At 45.8% G+C, this 15,653-nt stretch carries 17 protein-coding genes; 2 read left to right on the top strand and 15 right to left on the bottom strand.

Features of this window, described 5'->3' with window-relative positions:
* Positions 1-6: 6 nt before the first annotated feature.
* The 4 genes from OYT88_RS18215 to OYT88_RS18200 all read right to left on the bottom strand — a co-directional run bounded on the left by OYT88_RS18215 (position 7) and on the right by OYT88_RS18200 (position 3,054).
* Positions 7-834 (bottom strand): SAM-dependent methyltransferase, encoded by an 828-nt coding sequence (locus tag OYT88_RS18215; RefSeq protein ID WP_274401788.1) that lies wholly within the window; start codon positions 832-834, stop codon positions 7-9.
* Positions 831-1,664 (bottom strand): aKG-HExxH-type peptide beta-hydroxylase, encoded by an 834-nt coding sequence (locus OYT88_RS18210; RefSeq protein WP_274401786.1) that lies wholly within the window; start codon positions 1,662-1,664, stop codon positions 831-833. Before OYT88_RS18210 ends, OYT88_RS18215 begins: the two co-directional genes overlap by 4 nt.
* Positions 1,642-2,529 (bottom strand): aKG-HExxH-type peptide beta-hydroxylase, encoded by an 888-nt coding sequence (locus OYT88_RS18205; protein ID WP_274401785.1) that lies wholly within the window; start codon positions 2,527-2,529, stop codon positions 1,642-1,644. Before OYT88_RS18205 ends, OYT88_RS18210 begins: the two co-directional genes overlap by 23 nt.
* Before the next feature lie 363 nt (positions 2,530-2,892).
* Positions 2,893-3,054 (bottom strand): hypothetical protein, encoded by a 162-nt coding sequence (locus OYT88_RS18200; RefSeq protein ID WP_274401784.1) that lies wholly within the window; start codon positions 3,052-3,054, stop codon positions 2,893-2,895.
* Positions 3,055-3,449: 395 nt separating this feature from the next.
* On the opposite strand from OYT88_RS18200, the gene OYT88_RS18195 reads away from it, so the two are divergent.
* Both OYT88_RS18195 and OYT88_RS18190 read left to right on the top strand, forming a co-directional pair.
* Positions 3,450-4,682, top strand: a complete 1,233-nt coding sequence (locus OYT88_RS18195) for a DNA polymerase IV (RefSeq protein ID WP_274401783.1) — start codon at positions 3,450-3,452, stop codon at positions 4,680-4,682.
* Positions 4,679-5,041, top strand: a complete 363-nt coding sequence (locus tag OYT88_RS18190; RefSeq protein ID WP_274401782.1) for a YolD-like family protein — start codon at positions 4,679-4,681, stop codon at positions 5,039-5,041. Before OYT88_RS18195 ends, OYT88_RS18190 begins: the two co-directional genes overlap by 4 nt.
* Before the next feature lie 162 nt (positions 5,042-5,203).
* On the opposite strand, the gene OYT88_RS18185 is transcribed toward OYT88_RS18190, so the two are convergent.
* From OYT88_RS18185 to OYT88_RS18135, 11 genes are all read right to left on the bottom strand, one after another.
* Positions 5,204-6,604 (bottom strand): DUF3991 and TOPRIM domain-containing protein, encoded by a 1,401-nt coding sequence (locus OYT88_RS18185; protein ID WP_274401781.1) that lies wholly within the window; start codon positions 6,602-6,604, stop codon positions 5,204-5,206.
* Between the two features lie 74 nt (positions 6,605-6,678).
* Positions 6,679-7,911 carry a MobP2 family relaxase gene (gene mobP2 / locus OYT88_RS18180; protein WP_274401780.1) on the bottom strand — a complete coding sequence of 411 codons (1,233 nt, stop codon included), beginning with the start codon at positions 7,909-7,911 and terminating at the stop codon, positions 6,679-6,681.
* Positions 7,908-8,372, bottom strand: coding sequence for a hypothetical protein (locus OYT88_RS18175; RefSeq protein WP_274401779.1), 465 nt, complete (start codon positions 8,370-8,372; stop codon positions 7,908-7,910). The genes mobP2 and OYT88_RS18175 overlap by 4 nt, the downstream gene beginning before the upstream one ends.
* Positions 8,369-8,668 carry a hypothetical protein gene (locus tag OYT88_RS18170; RefSeq protein WP_274401778.1) on the bottom strand — a complete coding sequence of 100 codons (300 nt, stop codon included), beginning with the start codon at positions 8,666-8,668 and terminating at the stop codon, positions 8,369-8,371. Before OYT88_RS18170 ends, OYT88_RS18175 begins: the two co-directional genes overlap by 4 nt.
* Positions 8,665-8,916 (bottom strand): hypothetical protein, encoded by a 252-nt coding sequence (locus tag OYT88_RS18165; protein ID WP_274401777.1) that lies wholly within the window; start codon positions 8,914-8,916, stop codon positions 8,665-8,667. The genes OYT88_RS18170 and OYT88_RS18165 overlap by 4 nt, the downstream gene beginning before the upstream one ends.
* Positions 8,917-9,241: 325 nt before the next feature.
* Entirely contained in the window at positions 9,242-10,069 is an 828-nt protein-coding gene (locus OYT88_RS18160) for a hypothetical protein (protein ID WP_274401776.1), read from the bottom strand.
* A gap of 13 nt (positions 10,070-10,082) precedes the next feature.
* Entirely contained in the window at positions 10,083-11,114 is a 1,032-nt protein-coding gene (locus tag OYT88_RS18155) for a bifunctional lytic transglycosylase/C40 family peptidase (protein WP_274401775.1), read from the bottom strand.
* A gap of 12 nt (positions 11,115-11,126) precedes the next feature.
* Positions 11,127-11,795 carry a hypothetical protein gene (locus OYT88_RS18150; protein WP_274401774.1) on the bottom strand — a complete coding sequence of 223 codons (669 nt, stop codon included), beginning with the start codon at positions 11,793-11,795 and terminating at the stop codon, positions 11,127-11,129.
* Between the two features lie 2 nt (positions 11,796-11,797).
* Positions 11,798-13,693, bottom strand: a complete 1,896-nt coding sequence (locus OYT88_RS18145; RefSeq protein ID WP_274401773.1) for a putative type IV secretion/conjugal transfer ATPase — start codon at positions 13,691-13,693, stop codon at positions 11,798-11,800.
* Positions 13,680-14,132 carry a hypothetical protein gene (locus OYT88_RS18140; RefSeq protein WP_274401772.1) on the bottom strand — a complete coding sequence of 151 codons (453 nt, stop codon included), beginning with the start codon at positions 14,130-14,132 and terminating at the stop codon, positions 13,680-13,682. The genes OYT88_RS18145 and OYT88_RS18140 overlap by 14 nt, the downstream gene beginning before the upstream one ends.
* 125 nt (positions 14,133-14,257) lie before the next feature.
* Positions 14,258-15,577 carry a hypothetical protein gene (locus OYT88_RS18135; protein ID WP_274401771.1) on the bottom strand — a complete coding sequence of 440 codons (1,320 nt, stop codon included), beginning with the start codon at positions 15,575-15,577 and terminating at the stop codon, positions 14,258-14,260.
* Positions 15,578-15,653: the final 76 nt, after the last annotated feature.

Here is a 15,653-nt window from a genome sequence, read left to right as displayed (position 1 = left end):
ATGATTTCATCCCTCGCTTTTTTCTAATACATTTAAAAATTTATTGTTGATTGCTTCAACAGGTGTTCCTGGTATAAATAAACTTGAATCAACTGTTATAAAGTCTCTAAGCTTCTCCAGATCTGATACTGGACAATTTGTTACTATAGCCTGTTTTCCATTTCTATTGATTGACCTAATTAGTTTCACTTCATGATCTGGTGGAAATGTTTTAAGTAGAAAATTTTTGAATAGATCTAAACGATTATGCAGCGAGAGATTTGAATATTCTGTTCGCTTATTGCCAACCGAGCATATATGGTATACATAATAATCCATTCTAGGATCCAGCTGCAGTTGATAAAGTAAAGCCCTATTTGCATCCAGTATTACAGCACCATAGTCAAGTGGATCTCTTGATAAGTCATTAATCATAGTATCGAAACTCGATATACCATCGAACTTATTTAAATGTATATCTCCCTTATCCTCTAGTTTCTGTAAAGTTTTAATCCAACTTACCCCAACTTGTGGATGACCTGGTACCAAAACAGCTACATCTCCAAAATTCTGTGCCTTCTCTAATATTCTTTCTGTTATTCGTCTATAGTTTTCCTGATCTCGCGCTCCCTCTTTGTAGAGATCACCTAGATTTTCAGGATCAATGACATTCAAAAAATTTTCCAGCCAATTTTTGTTTATTTTTTCAAAAGGAAAAAATAAAACTTTGGATGATTTACGAATCACATCTATTACCTCTAAGGTGAGTTGTTTCGCTCCCCTTACACCTGTGCCTAAAATATTCACAACGGGTAAGGTATTTATTGAATTCATATTATACGGATGCGCTATCATAAATTCACCTTCTTCTTACTGTGTTTATTTAGCCAGTCATGGGCTCTTTTTAAAAGATATTTCATACGATCTCCAAGAATATCCTGGATTGCCCCTTGGCTGTTAATCATAGTTAGGGAGTATAACCCCTTGCGTAATAAAAAGCTATTTTCTCCATGGACAGAATTATTATCCAAAGAATAGTTCCATTTTTTGCGTAAATTAAGAATTTCAGTGGCAACCAAGATACTATGTGCCACTCCATCTAATGGCCTTTTTGTATTTCTTATCGCAGAAGGTAACCAGTATTGCTTTTGATTTAATTTTTCTGGTTGAACATAATGTCCAAACCTATTTTCATCTAAGTATAGAACATTGTGCGTAAACTCATGAACTAAAGATTCAATAATATCAAGCGTTGTCCAATTATTATTTGGCTGTATCCAAATAGCACCAAGGGTATTGGGACTAGACGATGATCCTGGAATTGAAACTGAATCAGTAATAAAAATAGTTTTTACCACAACACTAAATATTTCATAGTATTCGGGATCGTTATTTTTTAAATAGTTTAATGCTGAGTTTACTTTCAGACAAAATAAATCCATTTTTTGAGCCTTTGGTTGCCCGCATTGATCAAGTTTAAATTTATGGACTAATTGTTCCCACCTCTTTCCTGAAGTGAGAAGTTCCAAGTCTGTCGAAGTTGATGTGACTTGGTTTGCTTCAGAAAGAAAATTTTCAAATCCCTTTTTCAAATCAGGTATAGTTAATTTTTTATCTTTATCTAAATATGGATAAGAAAAAGTATAAATATTTTTCAGAATTTCACTTTTGGTGAGAATGTACATGGCTTATCTCACCCTCCATTAATTTTAACTTTGATAAACAAATATCCAGCATTTCTATCGCTCGTTCATTCAACATCTTTTTTTCAATGCCTATGTTTTTTACAGATTTCAGCGAGACTAAAGTCATAGAAATAAGTTCGTGTGTCTCTGGATGAAGTACATGTTGTACCTCATCTCTAATTATATTTTTTCGAAACATTAGTATTTCTGTGGCAACTATTGCACTATGATATGCTTTATCAAGAGGTCTTCTTTTCCCTCTAATAGCGGACATTGCAAATGTCTCTGAATCAGTTAACCTGTTTTTATTTGAGAAAATACCACATTGCCATTCGTATAGGAAAATCATTGTATGGCATAACTCATGAATCAACAATTCATAGTAATCTATTTTATTCCAATTGTCTGATGGATTCACCCATAACACACCAACTGCATCACTTGTTGTACCGCCTTTTGCCATTTGGGATGGAGCGTAGAACACAGAATCCATAGCAAGATTAAATAACCATTTAAAGGATTCGTATTTTTCTCCCAGTTCAATCATTGCTGAACGAGTTTTTTTTAAAGCGAAGTTTTTTTTATAATTAGATTCAATCTGGCTATTACCTAGATCATAATCCACATCATCTAGGAGACTTTTAGATCCAAATATACTCACGAATGATCGAGTTAATTCGTTACTCTCTACAAAATTAATCTCGTTTGTTTTTGAGTGAGGCACATCAGGTTGAATTTCTCTCAAAAAGTTCTTGTACCCCTTCTTTAATCCTTGATAGTTAATTAAGTCTTGCTCGGTACAGTATGATTTTGATAACACTTGAATTATCTTCAAATTTTGTCTCAATCCAAGTAAGTTTAGCATTAACGTTCCTCCTCGTATAATAAGTTTTGAACTTAATAGTAATTTCTGTTCACGGGTACTGCGTAATATCATCTAGTTGTTCATTGGAATGGTTCCAATCGTTAGGCTTTTTTCTCCTGTAGTCATTTTACTTTTTTATCCTGACGCATAATCGGGTGTAGCGGTTGGCCCAACTTATCGGAAGCAAGATGAAGCAGCTTTTGGTCGTGACCCGAGTCTACTGATCGCGAGGTCGCGTTTATACAGCTGTAATTAGGGGACATCACAAAGTATCCGAGCTTATTCCAAAATTGATAAAGAAAGGAGGTTCTAAAATAAAAAAGTATCATGATAAATTTGAAGTTACCATGATACTTCTCATATTTATTTGCTTTCTGGTTCAGCGGCAAACATACGGAAGATGTTGACGTTTCTCCTGATTGTTTTATTCATTTCTTTTGCTTCGTTAACTTCCTTATCAGTAATCTCATTGGCCACTTCATTTAACAGAGAATCCAGGGAAAGAGTATTTGATTGAGCAGACATTCTTATACCTCCCATAAAATGTATTTTGAAAACACCTTTATTCTAAGATATTTAACACAATATTTCAATACGTGTGACTATTATCATTTAAAAAAATTATTCGACAATATTTTTAAACCCATCCTACATTAACCTATATAAAGATGATTACAACTATCTACGCTTCATCCCATTAGACTTTAATTAATTCAAAAGTTTTGGTAGGACAAGTCTACCTATAGGGCCTCGGTGGAAAAATTTTAGACGTACAAAAAGTCACCAAAATACTTCTCAACAAGCGTTTCGGTCTGTATATAATTTATATTGAAGAACAAATGTTTTCTTTTTCCATTGAATGAGGAACGTACATTCGCATATAATAGGGCCAATGATGCGTGATAAGGAGCAAAAGATGGATGACCAAACAAAAAGTCATTTTTCTTGTGGATATGCAGACTTTTTATGCCTCTTGCGAAAAAGCTGATCTCCCTGAGCTGAAAGATCGGCCGGTTATTGTCGCCGGTGATCCCAAGCAGCGCAGCGGCATTGTATTAGCAGCCTGCCCAATGGCAAAGAGTTACGGCGTCAAAACGGGAGAAGGATTGTGGGAGGCTCGGAAAAAGTGCCCAATGGCTGTCATTCGAATTCCACGCATGCAGCACTACCTTGACATCTCAATAAAAATAACGGGAATCCTCGAAACTTTTACAGAACTCGTCGAACCTTATTCCGTCGATGAGCAATTTATGGATGTCACGGGCAGTCAGCATTTGTTCGGTCGTCCACGCGAAATCGCCCGAAAGATCCAGCTGAAAATCTGGCATGAGATCGGTATCTATGCACGTGTTGGCATCGGTCCGAACAAGGTGATGGCCAAAATGGCCTGCGATAATTTCGCCAAGAAAAATAAATCAGGAATTTTCGAACTGACTCATGAAAATATACAACAATATCTCTGGCCACTCCCGATTAAGTCTCTGTTTAGCGTGGGTACACGGATGGAGAAAAACCTTCTTTTGATGGGAATCCGAACGATTAAAGGCCTGGCAAATTATCCGATAAGTTTATTAGAGAAACGCTGGGGCATAAATGGAACACTCCTATGGATGACCGCACAGGGCATCGACTATTCTCCCGTTACGCCTGGCACGTTTCGTGAACAAAAAGCAATCGGCCATCATATGACGTTGCCATATGACTATAAAGATGAAAAAAGCATCCGCATTGTGTTGCTAGAGCTCAGCGAAGAAGTCGCTTATCGCGCCCGGACAAAGGGTTACCAGGGTGACGTCGTATCCACTGGCATTACCGGCGAATATGATCGCCACACAGGTTTTTACAGGCAGATCAAGCTCACCTCAGCAACAGATTTCGGAATGGACATCTTTCAAGCCGCATGTAAATTATTGACCGAAAATTGGGATCGTGAACCTGTGCGCGGCGTCTCCGTGACTCTTTCTGATCTTCGATCGGTATCTCCTTATCAGCTGGATCTCTTTGGAAAAGTTGAAGAAAAAAAACAACTCAGTGCCGCGGTTGATGCCATTTATGCAAAATATGGAAAACCAGCTCTTTTTCACGGTTCATCTTTACTTCCCGGTGGACAGTGGATAAATCGGGCCAGAAAGATCGGAGGACACTTTAAATGAAAGCGAACAAGCTGACAAAAGGGGCTAATGTGCGTTGGGAGTCATCAAGAATGGTGCTCCCTGAACATGTAGCTGCGTTGAAGCAATATGACGTAGAAAAAAGAAAAATCATTCGTCCGACCTTAGATGAACAGGAAATGGAAGCGATTGAGCAAAGAATACAGGCAGCAATTAAAGATCGGCAACCGGTGCAGCTACGGTATTATAAAAATGGGTTTATCAAGGACAAGGTTGTTTACCCTGCCAAACTGGACGCGATGACAAGACGTTTGATCTGCCATGATGCTTTTGGTCTGAAATGGATGATCAACTTTGCTGATATCCTCGGCGTGACCGGGGGTACGGGAGACCTGGATTAAAGAAAAATTTAGATCAGATGGAAATACAATAAAAAAAGGAGAGAGACAAGTGGCTATCCGGCCACTCGTCTCTCCCCTTCTAACCCTTGTTTTTATCCACTTTCCGCTGACGAATAGGGTGCTTAGAAAGTTCATAGGAAGACCTTCCCTGATGACCATAATTCAGGCCCGCATTCGGCTGACTGTTTTTCGTGCCGTTACCGGCCTTTCACGTTTGTAGGGATAATCCTGTTCACGCGCGTTTCCATTATTCTGCAGAAACAGCGCATCATTCCAGTCCTTTCCCGGCAGTCCGGACGGATGGTCATCAGTCTGAAAGTCGCCGCCGAGATACCAATTATATACGGATTTCACCTTCCTCTCAAAACCTCGCTTATCCTCAAATGGCAGCTTCGTGTTAATGAGAGCATCGGTGATATTGGTCTGACCCTCCGACGTATAGCGCTCCAAATGCTGCGCGCAGCGCTCGCAGGCCTTCTCCAAATCGATTGATTCTGGATGATGATTCTTAGGTAAATCCCGGCCAAAGAAGGCCTCATAATTAAAGCCATTGACCAGCTCGTTCGTGCGAGACAGGTTAGTCTCCACCTTATGGATCGCGGCAATCCATTGCCAATCAATCCCGTGCCGCTTGGCTGTTTCTTGATAAACCGGGAGATTCGCCTTCGGCAAGTGTTTATCAAAGGGAATCAGCGAATGAAAGGTAATGCGTTCGCCATCCGGTGTCGCCATAATTTTTTTGGATAGCCGATCAAAGAAAGCCTGGCCAGCGCGATCATTATCAACGCCGATCTGCACATTAGTCGGATACATTCCGTAGAGCTGGCCAGTGTTTTGGATCATCTTCTCGACCGTCAGTGGTTTGAGCCCGTCCATGGAAACCAGCCGACAATCGTTTAATTCCTTATGCAGCGACCAGTATGAGAGCAGATCAATTGGTGCCTCAAAAACATAGAGACGTTTCGGCGATCCAATCGACAGATTAAAGCCATAGTTCGGCTCAGAATTCGCGCAAATTTGTTTAAAAGTGGTGCGGTGGCCAAAACGGCCATCGTCAAACGCTTGTGTCCCTTGCAGCTCTGCGCCGACCCGCTGACCGGCAAGCCCCCAGACAAAAACGGCATTTTGTCGCACATCCTGTTTCAACATATTTTTCTGGATCAGCGTCTGAACGATTCGCCGATCAATGCCGCGGACGTCGCACAGATAATGTTCGACCGCTTCTGTCGTCTGGTCATGAAGGATCGCATAGCGGAACGGTTGCGGTTCGGCCGCTGCTTTCTTCACATTGACCGCGACATAGCCGTCAGCGAGCAGGTCCTGGACCGCGTGCCGAAAATCCCTCCCCATAAACGTCTGTACAAAATTAATCGCGTTGCCATACTGCCCGGTAGAGTACCATTCGTACGTATTCTTCGATCGGTCAATGACCAGGCTGTCGTGCTCAACGCCCTTATAGTAACGCTGGCTAACTTGGCTTAACGGATAGCCATTTTGCGCACAGAAGTCGACGATGTCGACATTCTGGGCGCGTTGAATCGTTTCCTTATCCAGCAGCGTCATGACATTCACTCCCCTTTTTTAACGCGAAAAGAGACCGGCGCAAGGCCCGTCTCTTTGCTTAATCATTTATTTTTTTACCGGTGCTGTTCCATTTCCCACTGCATTTCTTCATACTTACGCCGGTTCTTCTTACTCTGCAGTTCGTTATCCAGCGCCCGCCGCAAACGGCGCAGATCACGCCGGGAAATACTCCTGGGGGAAGAATAAGAAGATCCCGAAGCGTAGCCGCCGTTCTTCACGCGCTGCTGCCATTCTTCATTCTTCCGGGCGCGTTCCTCTTTACGAATGTTTTTCATTTCGTGGAGCAGAGCATTCCCCAGCTTGCCATACAATTCATGCTGCTTGTTGTCGTAATAATCTTTATAGCGTTCCGTTTCCTTCGGCCCGTCGCCATACAGTGATTTTCGGTAATTCATCTCACTTTTCAGCGCCTCGTCCAGCTGCTTCATCTCTTCTGGATGCTCATGTTCCAGATAGTTTTTCGTGGCCTCATCAATCAGCGGACGAATACTGTTCATCGCGTTGTTATTATATTTCCAGAGCCGCATGTCGCTCGGCAGCTGAGCATAAATCTGATTAAACAGCTGCAGGCTTTCGCGATCATAAGCAAAGTTGAGCGCGACTTTCGACGGCGCCAGGCGCTGATGAATGAGTTCGGAAATCCGTGAAAGCTCCCGGTCGCGATTCAGGAGCGCGTTGGCCACCGTGCTTTTCATTTTGTCGAGCGTCGACTTCTTCCGGGAACCGCGGCGCGCTTCATACATCTCTCCGGTTTCTTTATCTTTAAAAACCTGTTTTGCCCGCGTCGGCTGCGGTTCCACCATCGCCACGTGTACATGGATATTACCCGTGTTGTAATGGATCGACGCCGTCCAAATCGCGGAAACTTCAAGTCCCTCCGCATGCATCATCGCTCGCATCCCCGAACGTATCGACCGCTGAAGCGCGCCTTTATTCAACCAGCCCGTTTGCGGATTATAAAAACCGTTCGCCGCGAGCCAGGCGTTGTCAAAACTGATCACGTCCTGCCACATGCACGATCCATTTTCCTGCGCCGTCTCAAACAGCTTTTTGATCGCCTGCTTTTCTTTAAAATTTAACGCATCTTTTTCTGCGGTAAATATGCCCTCGGATTTTATTGGATTTCCCATGTAGTTGTTATAGCCGTCGTATGAAAGAGCGTTAAACTGTTTGAAATGATCATTACGCACGGCCTCGCTCCGGTCCACATAGTCGACATAATTTTTAAATTTCGCCGACCCGGCCTGGACAAATTTGGAGACAAGGACGATACCCGGACGGGTCACGATTCAGCCGCTTTCTGGGCGGCCTCACGCTGCTTCTTTTTCTCCGCACGCTCCTTCATCCTGATCTGCTGCTCCGTGATGACGTTGGACACGGTATCCGTCGCCTGCTGTAAAATCGACGACTTAAACATCGTCGTTGGAATAAAGGTTTCTTTTCCATTTTTCGGCCTCTGACTCATCAGTTGACTGTTCCAGAGCTCCAATAAAACTCGGACATTCTTATCGACATATCCGCTCCGGATGCGCAGTACATCCAGATCCGTTTTAAACCGCGCATAGACTTTTTCAATCAGCTCGTCCCGAGATGCAACCTGGGCGCGCAGGCGGTCATGCTCCGCAAGCACTTTCTCAATCGTGTCGGACAGGCTCTTGCCGCCAAGGCGCTCCTGCTGCGCCTCAAGATAGGCGAGGCCGTACCTGGATTCCTTTTCTTCTTTCAGTCGAATGTTTTTTCGGATCATTGACTCACCCCGCTGCTTTCAATTAACCCATTCACGTCTTCTTTCATATCTGAAGAAATGTCTTCTAAAATTCTCTGAGCACCATTCAGAATTTCTGTTGTCTGATCGATGAGTTCATCTCTTTCTCTCAGCAAATACTCATGTTCTCCTAAAATTATTTCAATTAATTTTGATTGACTATCGATCATATCCGCGGGCATGCCTTCAGCAAGATAGCGTTCACGCTGAGCCGATAAATAATCAATTCCCCATCCCTTCTCACCAGACTCTTTAAAACTAATTTTCTGAGCGATCATCTCAACAAACCCTCCCTTTCTTCTTTTACTAGGCCGCCCATAACTTCCGTATTTTCACGAATGGCCATGGCACAAATTTTCATTGTCTCTTCCATCCTTTCCAGCAAGTCAGTGATTTCCGGCTGGGTCAAATTCAAGACAATTAGGCGACGCAAATATTCCTGCTGAGACATATGATTATGGCTGGCCCGCATACTCAGCGCAGCTAGTGTTTCTTTTGAAAGACCATGGATTGTAACGCCAGACATGATAACCACCTCCGATTATGGCAAATCCTGGTGCAAAAAATTTGTAAGAGCATAAGGGAAATCTGTAACCATTTCATGGTTAAAACCGCAGTGCGGTTTGATTTCTCGTGGTTACGTTTTTACTAAGGAATGTGCCATTTTTAACGTTTCGGACACACCATATTCTGGTAAATGCACGATTTCCCTTCATTTTGGTGCCCTCCATAATTTTCCTTAAAAACCTGAAAAGAACAAATGTGCCTCGTTGGGTGATTCCGACACACCATATCTTGGAAAAACACGATTTTTGTCGTTTTTGGCACTCCATCTTTTCCCATTTTTTCGCTTATTTGTTCATTTTTTTAAGCTTGTCCTGCAACAAACCGATCTCCTGACGACTGTCCTTGGCACGCGTTTGGCTCTGCTGGATGTCGTTTTGGAGACCGTTAATTTGTGATTCATAGCTTGAAATATTGCTCTCCGTCGTCTGTTTGTCGCTGCCGGTTTGGTAGCTGGCCTGATCCTTTAACGCGCGGATCTGGCTGTTCAGCGCATGGATATTCTGACGATCGGCGGCCTGTTTCCGTCCCTCTTTTGTGATGGATTGCTCACAGTCTCCGATCAGGAGATGATAATAATCTGCTGCATGTTCAGACATGGAACGGCTTTTGAAATGTTTCACTTTGACCGCTTTCGGTTCGGAAACGTAGAGCTTCTGGTTGTCCGAAGTAAGTGATAGCCCAGACGATCCGGTGTCACTGACAAGCACCGAAACATCCGTCCATCCGGCCGGCAGCTGATGGATATAGAGCAGGTAATAGTCGTCCACAATCTTAATAAGCTGTGTCGGGTAGTGCGCCTTGACGTTTGTTTTTTCCGCTACTTTAACTGCGTAACCGGTTGGAATGGCATTCGCGTTGCTGTCGATAATGAGGCCGATCTCCAATAAATTTCTATCCGCATAAAAAGTTCTGCTGGTCATTTGTACCGTGATTTCGCCCGTATTAATTTTTGTTCGGAGTGCAGTGTTTTCGTAGTCTTCAGGCACATGTACGAGCAGACGGCTGAGAAACAAAAAAGCGTATGCCGCGATCAAAACCCCCGCCAGCACACGATAAATATTTTCCTTATGATCAAAAAATTGTTTGAGCTTTCCAAGTAAACGTTTCTCCATTTTGACCTCCTTTCTACTGCGTCAGCTGCACGACGACGCCTTTGAAATGGCTCTTCCAATAACTATTGGACAAGCTAGAAATCGTGACGCCGTGACTGTCATTGCAATTTAAAAATCCGTCGCCGTTGCCCATCCAGATGCCGACATGGCCGTTTGTTTCATAAGTGTCGAAGAAAATCAAATCACCCGCCCGGATCTGGCTAAAAGAGACGCGGTGACCTTCCTTGACGAGTTCATCGGTTGTCCATCCGACGTTCACGCCGGCCTGGGCAAAAGCGTAATGCACAAAGCTAGAGCAGTCAAAACGACCGGCAGCGATATCACTTGGATTCCGGCCGCCGCCGAATACGTAAGTGCTGTGGCCAATGTATTTCTCGCCAGCGGCAATCGCTGCAGCGACCTGCGGACTGCTGGCCAAAATCGGGCTGCCTTGGCCAGCAGTGGGGACCAGGTAACGCTCGACATGCGGCACATAGTCTTGATCTCCATAAGCGTAGGTTCCGTTGCTCCGCATCTTTCCCTGGCTATGAATTCCTGCGAAGGCGATAGCCGTGCTTTTCGAGTAGCCTCCACTTTGTGAGATAGTGTAGTCAATAAAACCGTAGCCAAAGTTATAGGCTTGGATTGCCGTCTCCAGCCGGTTCTGTGAGGCTTTCTGCGCAGCCTGGTAGTCTCTGGCATACTCTTTGACGCCGTTAATAATTGAGTCTGTTGGGTCTTTTGCGCCGTCCTGCATGACGTCGTTGCCGTCGCCCCCGGATTCTTGCATCATGATCGCGAGGATGACGTTGACCTGGTCGGGAATGCCGTTTGCTTTGCAGTATTGCTCAACCAGAGACTTGTAACGCAGGACGTCTGGGGAAACATTCAGCGTACCGTCTGTCGATCCGGTATCGGGGGATGATAGGATGCCAGCCAGCATCACTATCAAGGCGAGAAGAACCAAAATAATGAGCACGCCAGAGACCCCAACGCCACCAAGCAGCCAAAAAAGCCATTTCCGAGTCACGGTCTTTTTAACGGCCGTCACGGCTTGAGAAGCCATACTGCATCCCTCCTACTCATTCAAGCTTGATGCAAAGTAATTGACTTTCAATGCACCGTTTTCTGTCTTCAAATCCACACTGACCGTATCTTTCTCGCTTCCCATCAGCTTGTTATTTGAGTCAAAGGTTTGAACTTTCATTGTTGCTTGAACCGTCTCCACATCGCCATTTTTACTCGGTGTCTGGGTCACGACATTTGAGATTCTACGGAAACGGTAAGACGGCACATGCGTGTTATTCGTCTGCGCGTTCGAAAGGGCTTGATAGAACCCGGCATCTGTAAGGGTCTGGACATCAGCCAAATGCTGATAGGGGTTGTTCCAGTCATACGTGAAATATTGGCTGATAAACTGCGAAACGACCGCCTTTGCGCCGTCTGCATCCATCACTTGGCCAGGACTGGATACAGGCGATCCAGATACCGTAGAATGAGCAGAAGAAGAACGTGAGGAAGACGAATTAGCTTTTAGGCCCTTGTCGTCCGCCGGGCGTTTACCAGCAATCGTCACCTGCTTGTCAGGGGCACTAACGGACGGTTTTGCAGGTGCAAGGCGTTCCCATAGATACAGACTGCCAACCAGCACGAAGCCAGACAAGAGTAAAAAAAAGAGCAACCGGCTGCGCCGGAGCTCCTGTTTTGATTCCGACGCACGATCTGTCGGCTGATGGTTTTTGAACAAAATCAAGCGCCTCCTTTGAAGAGATCCAGTTCATCCTCGGTAACTTCGACGTGAAAAATCAGATTCTGATCACCACTGATCGACAGCAGAACATCGCCCTTTTCAAACTTTGGAATCATCGCGTATTCGTTTTCCGTGATCTGATCCTTAAATAGGCGGCGAACGAGATCCATGGAAGACTCATCCGTTTTGACCAGGAACTTATATTGCGTAAGTCCAAAGATCTCAGCCAATTTATTGGCGGCACGGATGGTTTTCGGATCATTAGCCCCAGCTGCCTTTGGGAACATGCGCTCCAGGCGTTGCGTGGCCAGAACGACTCCAGAAAAAAACTTCCGATCTTCAGACAACAGCGTCGCAAAAAATTCGGCGGTAAACCAGGTCTGAAGGTTCAGCCAGTTATGACACTCATCACCGATAATCAGAAAACGGGTGATGTCCCACCAACTTTTCAAGTGATTTTCATAGGCCTCTTTTTCACGCCGACCGATGCGCATCATGTCGCTCCAGATTTGCGTCAAAGCGTTGTAGATCTGGATATTGAAGATATCTTCATCAAAGGCGCTCAGGTTGCCAATGTCATAGAAAACGATTTGCTCATTCATAAGATCCGGAATGGTGGTCGGACCGTCGAATAGGTCCGAAAAAGAGTTCACCAGTTTTTTAATCAGCTGCACGATGTCGCCAATCCGTGCACGGATTCGGTCTTCTTTTTCAGCGGCGTACCGGTCTTCAATATAAGTAAAGAAATCACTGAGAATAGGATATTGATCCTCTGGCAAGTCCGTGATGTGCGTTTGTCCATTGCCCCAGAGGTCAATGCTTTTATAGAAGTCATAGACGAGCTCGTCAAATTGGTTAAGATCCGTACTGGTCGCTTCCAGGTTTAGAATATGACAGATCATGTGCAGCTTGGAAACATGTTGACGGAATGAGCCGGCTTCGTCAATCGCTAGATTATCCTCACCTGGTTGCGTAATAGTTGGAAACACCTGCATGAGATTAATCCGTCCGCCTGTTCCGTCCAAATTGATTGTTTTCCCGCCTTGATCCTGCGTGACAGCCAGAAACTCTCCCGACTTGTCAAAACCCCGGATATAGTTCCCTTTGGCCGCATTGTCCCGGAGAATGCGCTTAATAAGCGTTGACTTGCCGCCGCCTTTATCGCCTGCAATAAACACGTCATAACTGAGCCGGCGGTTTGTCTTATGAAACATATCCCAATAGACCGTGCCACGCGTCCGCGTCAGTCCGTAAAAACCCGCAGTTGGATCGCGCAGACTGGTCACATTGTGGGCAAAACCGATGCCCATCACTTCAGCTGGTATTTCTACGCCCTCCCGGTGTGTCCGCAAAATCTTTTGTGTCGGGGCATCCAGAAAAAGTGACTGCCATTCCTCCTTCGCTTCCGCGAGAAAGACCTGGCTTTTGTAGCCGTCGGTGTCCAGTTGCTTCACAATCTCACCAATTCTCTTTTGTAGATCCGCCCGGGTGGCCGCATGAAGATAGATCCGTACTTGTACACGTTTGATGACCTCCCCATTTTGCCGGACATCCAGGCCGAGCTGACGGAGCGTCGCCAGTTCTTCGCCAGCGACGTCGGCATACTGCTGATGTGTCGCCTCTTTGACCCGTGCAGCGAGTTCGTCAGTAGAATACTTGATCTGTGCACCATAGTCGATGCTCGTCTCAGTCATCGTGTCGACGGTGACGATCGTGTCCGGCAGACTGGTAATGGTGTTCAGCCAGTAAGCGGAAAACTGAAAGGGGAACCGGTAAATATGAATACAGCCCTCATAGCCATTTCCTTTCCGGATAAAGAGTTCGTCCTTGAAGGATAGCCCGCCTTGCGGTTGCGTGTCATACACGAACTGCAGGTCTTGTTCAATGGACGGCATGATGCTCACTTCCCTTCTTTTTATCCGCATTCTTCAAGGCTGCAGCATCGCTGCACGTGGTCAGTGCATAGGCAATGCACTCAAAGAACGCGCGCCGCCCCAGGGGGACTTTTTCCGAAAGCATCGTCAGAAAATGAGCGAAGGATGTTTCCTGAAAATCTTCCTCGTAGAGAGGAACTCTGGCCATGTACTCCTGACTTTTATTGGACGGCCGAAGAACCGCACAGCGGCAGTTTTCGCCATCATGAAGTTCACGCATTTTGCTGCCAGGCTTCAGGTAGCAGAGCCGTGCACCGTCCGGATCGTAAAAAACACGACCAAGATTCGCATTGCGCACATACTGATTGACCTCTTCGCCCGATGCTGCTTCAAGCGTTTGAACAAGTAGTTCAATTTCAAAATCATCTCGTTCGAAAATACCGGCAATTTGAAACTGCAAAATCTCACCTTCCTAGTTTATTGAGCTTTAAAGAACGAGCCTGCCGCCTGTAGACCGTGCATCCCCCCTTTTTGGTATGTAAAAAAGGGAACGGCCGAAGCCGTTCCCAGATCGTGTGTATGTTATTAAAGAATGTGCTCCGCGGCCGCCGCTCGATTGTTGTTTACGGAAGGATGGGCTTTCGATCGCGGGGGCAACGTGTAGGATGGTGTCGCTTCTCGATCCGGAGTCTCGTTTTTCGTTGAGATCTGTTGACGTAAGGCGTGGACATCCGACGCACAGTCCCCCAGATCCTGATCGAGGAAAGCCTGACGCTTGGTCAGCGATGCCGGAGACGTCGCCAGTGCGGCATCACGTTTGATCAGATATTGTCGGAACTGTTCGGCTTCCCGTTCTCCCGGCTCGCCATGTCCGAGAACAGGCCCCTGCTTCAGCCAGGTATTCAGTGCCTCCCGTCGCAATTGAAAACGGGCATCCGGAGAAAACATAGCATCACCAGCAGCGAGCGCCTGTTTGTCGATCGGGTAATATTCCCGGCCAACAAAATCATTGAACACGATCTTCTGATAGTTCAGACGATACGCTTCGGCAATCCGCTCATCTCCTGGGCGCGGAGGGCCCTTGGGTACACTGCGATGAAGCGCGACCCGCTTAGCCACCGCATCAGCGTGCGTGGCAATGCGGCCGTTCAGGCTGATGAAGCCGTCGATCAGTTTGTCCTGCAGCACCGTCTTCAGCTGTCCTGGAGTTGCTTTGACCGCTTTCAGCCGTCGATCCGCCTGATTTTTCAACCGTTCCATCCGATCGACCAAGCCCTGTTTATAATCGCCCAGTCGCTGCCGCCAGCTTTTGGCCGGTGTTGGTGCCTCACGTTCAGCAAAATATTTGTCCAAGAGACCATGCACTTGTTTCAAATGATTGTCCAGCAGCCGTTCAACATCTTTAGCCGAAAGCGTCTCTGCTTTGGCTTGATCGATTTTTCGTTCCAGTCGGCGTTCCAGATGACGATACACACCCAGGAGATGGCGGTTGGTCAGGTTCGCCACGGCCAGATCTTCCAGGTGCGGGCTGGGCGCAGGGCGCTGATTCGATCGTGTGTTTCCTGCTGGCCAGGTGGCCGTCGGATGCGTTTCCCCCGAATCTGCCTGTTTCGATTTGATCGTTTCCGCCTGTCTTCCCTGTGTTTTTTCTGCGGTAACCTGTTCTGCGTTCGTCCGATCCTCTTGAGGGTTAAGGGTCATATCCACCTGTTCCCGGGCCGCAAGTTCTTGCTCGGCCTTCTCGCTTTTCTCTAGGCGCGGGGGCAGGTAGGCAAAGAAACGATCGGAGAAGGCCTTCCACATGTCCTCATTGGCCAAGGATGGCGATACGCCTCTAAGAACATCCGCACCATAGAGATCTTCAGGCGGCTGGTTATCCTGTAAATTATCAAAATCAGATGCCATATACTCACTCCCTTTGTTTGTTTTGGATCTCAATCTCCCTATCTGATCGTGTCGGAGCCCGAATCGTGACAGCATC

The organism is Sporolactobacillus sp. CQH2019 (genome assembly GCF_028765345.1).
Taxonomy (GTDB): domain Bacteria; phylum Bacillota; class Bacilli; order Bacillales; family Sporolactobacillaceae; genus Sporolactobacillus.
This window is presented reverse-complemented; position numbering and strand designations above follow the sequence as displayed.

Coding starts and splice junctions, on each gene's coding strand:
- OYT88_RS18190 (WP_274401782.1), top strand. CDS start 4,679: ATGAAAGCGAACAAGCTGACAAAAGGGGCTAATGTGCGTTGGGAGTCA.
- OYT88_RS18175 (WP_274401779.1), bottom strand. CDS start 8,372: ATGATCCGAAAAAACATTCGACTGAAAGAAGAAAAGGAATCCAGGTAC.
- OYT88_RS18165 (WP_274401777.1), bottom strand. CDS start 8,916: ATGTCTGGCGTTACAATCCATGGTCTTTCAAAAGAAACACTAGCTGCG.
- OYT88_RS18145 (WP_274401773.1), bottom strand. CDS start 13,693: ATGCCGTCCATTGAACAAGACCTGCAGTTCGTGTATGACACGCAACCG.
- OYT88_RS18215 (WP_274401788.1), bottom strand. CDS start 834: ATGATAGCGCATCCGTATAATATGAATTCAATAAATACCTTACCCGTT.
- OYT88_RS18155 (WP_274401775.1), bottom strand. CDS start 11,114: ATGGCTTCTCAAGCCGTGACGGCCGTTAAAAAGACCGTGACTCGGAAA.
- OYT88_RS18170 (WP_274401778.1), bottom strand. CDS start 8,668: ATGATCGCTCAGAAAATTAGTTTTAAAGAGTCTGGTGAGAAGGGATGG.
- OYT88_RS18200 (WP_274401784.1), bottom strand. CDS start 3,054: ATGTCTGCTCAATCAAATACTCTTTCCCTGGATTCTCTGTTAAATGAA.
- OYT88_RS18185 (WP_274401781.1), bottom strand. CDS start 6,604: ATGACGCTGCTGGATAAGGAAACGATTCAACGCGCCCAGAATGTCGAC.
- OYT88_RS18205 (WP_274401785.1), bottom strand. CDS start 2,529: ATGCTAAACTTACTTGGATTGAGACAAAATTTGAAGATAATTCAAGTG.
- OYT88_RS18135 (WP_274401771.1), bottom strand. CDS start 15,577: ATGGCATCTGATTTTGATAATTTACAGGATAACCAGCCGCCTGAAGAT.
- OYT88_RS18210 (WP_274401786.1), bottom strand. CDS start 1,664: ATGTACATTCTCACCAAAAGTGAAATTCTGAAAAATATTTATACTTTT.
- OYT88_RS18195 (WP_274401783.1), top strand. CDS start 3,450: ATGACCAAACAAAAAGTCATTTTTCTTGTGGATATGCAGACTTTTTAT.
- OYT88_RS18160 (WP_274401776.1), bottom strand. CDS start 10,069: ATGGAGAAACGTTTACTTGGAAAGCTCAAACAATTTTTTGATCATAAG.